Annotated in this window: 4 protein-coding genes; 1 reads left to right on the top strand and 3 read right to left on the bottom strand. The window is 38.8% G+C overall.

Features of this window, described 5'->3' with window-relative positions; translation table 11 throughout:
- Positions 1-117 precede the first annotated feature (117 nt).
- From AB1397_01305 to AB1397_01295, 3 genes are read right to left on the bottom strand one after another with little or no spacing between them, the layout of a single operon-like run.
- Positions 118-546 carry a carboxypeptidase regulatory-like domain-containing protein gene (locus AB1397_01305; GenBank protein ID MEW6481637.1) on the bottom strand — a complete coding sequence of 143 codons (429 nt, stop codon included), beginning with the start codon at positions 544-546 and terminating at the stop codon, positions 118-120.
- 1 nt (position 547) lies between these two features.
- On the bottom strand, positions 548-1,480 hold the full coding sequence (locus AB1397_01300; GenBank protein MEW6481636.1) for a C25 family cysteine peptidase: 933 nt from the start codon (positions 1,478-1,480) through the stop codon (positions 548-550).
- A gap of 7 nt (positions 1,481-1,487) precedes the next feature.
- Entirely contained in the window at positions 1,488-2,162 is a 675-nt protein-coding gene (locus tag AB1397_01295; protein ID MEW6481635.1) for a hypothetical protein, read from the bottom strand.
- Between the two features lie 77 nt (positions 2,163-2,239).
- Between AB1397_01295 and AB1397_01290 the strand changes: the two genes are divergently transcribed.
- On the top strand, positions 2,240-2,451 hold a 212-nt coding region (locus AB1397_01290; GenBank protein ID MEW6481634.1), incomplete at its 3' end, for a hypothetical protein.

Raw genomic sequence — 2,451 nt, 5'->3', positions numbered from 1 at the left:
GTTTTATAAAATTTTTTCCCTTTTAATTCAAAATTCAACATTCAAAATTCATAATTTTATAAAGTTTTCCTTAAGATTATCTAAACACATACATTTTGTAAAGCGTTATGGAATTAACTATAATTTTATTGCTACATCGGGTAGTGGCTTATCTTTCTTTGTCTTTGCAGAGCCTTTCAGGGAATAAAGGGTATTTGGGGTAAGCTCAAAATCAAGCCTTGTAACACCATCTACATATACCTCTTTTTCTACAGGATTACACCCCTCTTTACCTGCCCTTAAGGTATAATTGCCTTTTGGCATATTCTTATCAATTATGCGGTATGCTCCGCTTAAAGATGTGGTTGCCGAGCCCAAATATGGCCCCTTTGTTATCCTTACCTCTGCCTTGTATATTGGCTCTTTGCTATCAGACCTGGTTACCTTGCCTTCAATGAGAATAGGGTTTAGACCCCAGATTGGCATTTCTGGGTCTCCTAATAGATTAAGGCAGAACATAATCCAGCGATAGGGGCCATCTCCTTCTGACCTTGGAATGAATTTCATCTTAGAGAAGGCAAGGACCTTTCCCAGGATGACCCTGGTATTCCTTAAAGTATTGCCTGAAGAGTTCCATATCATACTCGCCTGAATATGCCTTTGTATTTCCCCTCCTATACCAGCCATATCTTGAATTTCCTATAAAGGCAACCGCCCCTCCCTCTGGGTTTGTTACGAAATGTTCACCTATGCAGTCTGATCTCTCAAAGCTTCCTGGAAGACAGCCTAAGGTATAGAAGATGAATGGCTTATCCTTGTTGGTAAGATTGTCCACAGTGCTAATTTCAAATGGCGGAACTACTCTGCTATTTGCATGACCGGCATGGTTTATTAAACCCATACCCTGGTTTATATAATCAATTATTCTGGTTAGGCTTACCCCCTCTTTTGACTCATATTCCTTATAAATTTTATAGAATGTTGCTGTATAGGTTGCAATTTCTTCCTTTACCTCGGCACAGTCAGATTGCTCATCTGCCTTCCAACCAATCAATAGCTCATTTAATAGATAACCGGCATTTTTGTTATTTGTATAGGTTATAACCTTATTAACAAAATTTTTTGTCTCCTCCTGGGTATTCACGGGTGCCCTTCCTACATAGACCTCTGGCATAAGGTCAACCCCATCCTCTAATTCACCAAAGATATTGTTATTATTCTTATCCCAGCTTCCATCAAGGCAGGCATAATAGAGGTCGCAGGGCGTGTTTTGGGTCAGTTCGTTATAACTAGCACTACGATAGGGAACAAGCTCAACATCGCCACCCAAAAGAACATATTCTGTGCCATAATTCTTGTAATAGTCTATAATAAAATTCCTTATCCTTTCCTGGTTATCCCTTCCTGTGTAATTCTCATAAATCCATTGGGTTGTCTTGATGGTTGAGGTAAGCCCCTTGGCTTTTTTATGGTCAATTAAGGCTTGAAAGGGCAAAGCCAAAGAATTGTCAGTAATGATTACATATTGGTAGGTTGTAAGGGGAGCTTTTTTTCTTTAATGGCTTGTATTTTTGAATGATTTCTTTATTTTCCACAAGGCTTTCAATAAATGCTCTATCTTCATCATCCCCTCTAAAGAATTCTGGGGTAGATAGAATCTTTGGCTTTTCAAGGATTATTTCTATATTTATGCTTTTATTCCAATAAAGGGCTTTTTCTTTGCATTGTCCGGCAAATACATTTATCGCAAGCAAAGAATATCCCCTACACCCTTGTATTTCTCCAATAAAAGCCACATTTTCTGGAAACAAGCTCCATTCCTCATCCCCTGTATCCTGCATCCTGTCTTCTCCTATGGGAATTGGCTCTTCTACCTCAACAACATCGTATTCGCCAATAAACTCTTGCTCCTTTATAATCTTTACATCCTTTATCCTTGAATTGGGAGGAAGAAGAAGGAATAGCTCCTTTAAAGGAAGCCTTGGCCGATGCGGGGTATATGAATAAATACAGCCATCTGATTGAACAATAGAATATGTCCCCTCTTTGCTTATCTTAAGGGGCTCAAAATCAACCCTTGCTTTGATAATAGAGCTTTCTTCATCATAGGAAGGGGTTATTTTTAGATCAGCTATCCCAAGATTTAAAGATAAGAAAGATAAAAGAATGGTAAACTTCCTCATATTTTTAAGTATAACCCAAAAATTCCCTTTTGTCAAAAAAACTTGCAAAATTAAGGGCTTTATTGTAAAATGTTTTTATGGCAGTATTAGAGCTAACCCCTCAGATTAGAAGGGAAATAGAGGATATTGTTGATAAGCGAATCAGGGAAGCACATATAACCAGGGAGGACTTCTCTGAGCTTAAGGGGATTGTCCGAGAGCTTGGGGTTAGGGTAAATGATCTTGCCGTTGAGGTATCCGACCTTACCCTTGATGTAAAAGCCCTTGCCCAAGCCCAGAAACGAACCGA

Source organism: bacterium, assembly GCA_040756715.1.
Taxonomy (GTDB): Bacteria; UBA9089; UBA9088; order UBA9088; family UBA9088; genus JBFLYE01.
This window is presented reverse-complemented; position numbering and strand designations above follow the sequence as displayed.

Excerpts from the sequence above, each read along its gene's own strand:
- AB1397_01305 (MEW6481637.1), bottom strand. The coding sequence starts at position 546 with ATGAAATTCATTCCAAGGTCAGAAGGAGATGGCCCCTATCGCTGGATT.
- AB1397_01295 (MEW6481635.1), bottom strand. The coding sequence starts at position 2,162 with ATGAGGAAGTTTACCATTCTTTTATCTTTCTTATCTTTAAATCTTGGG.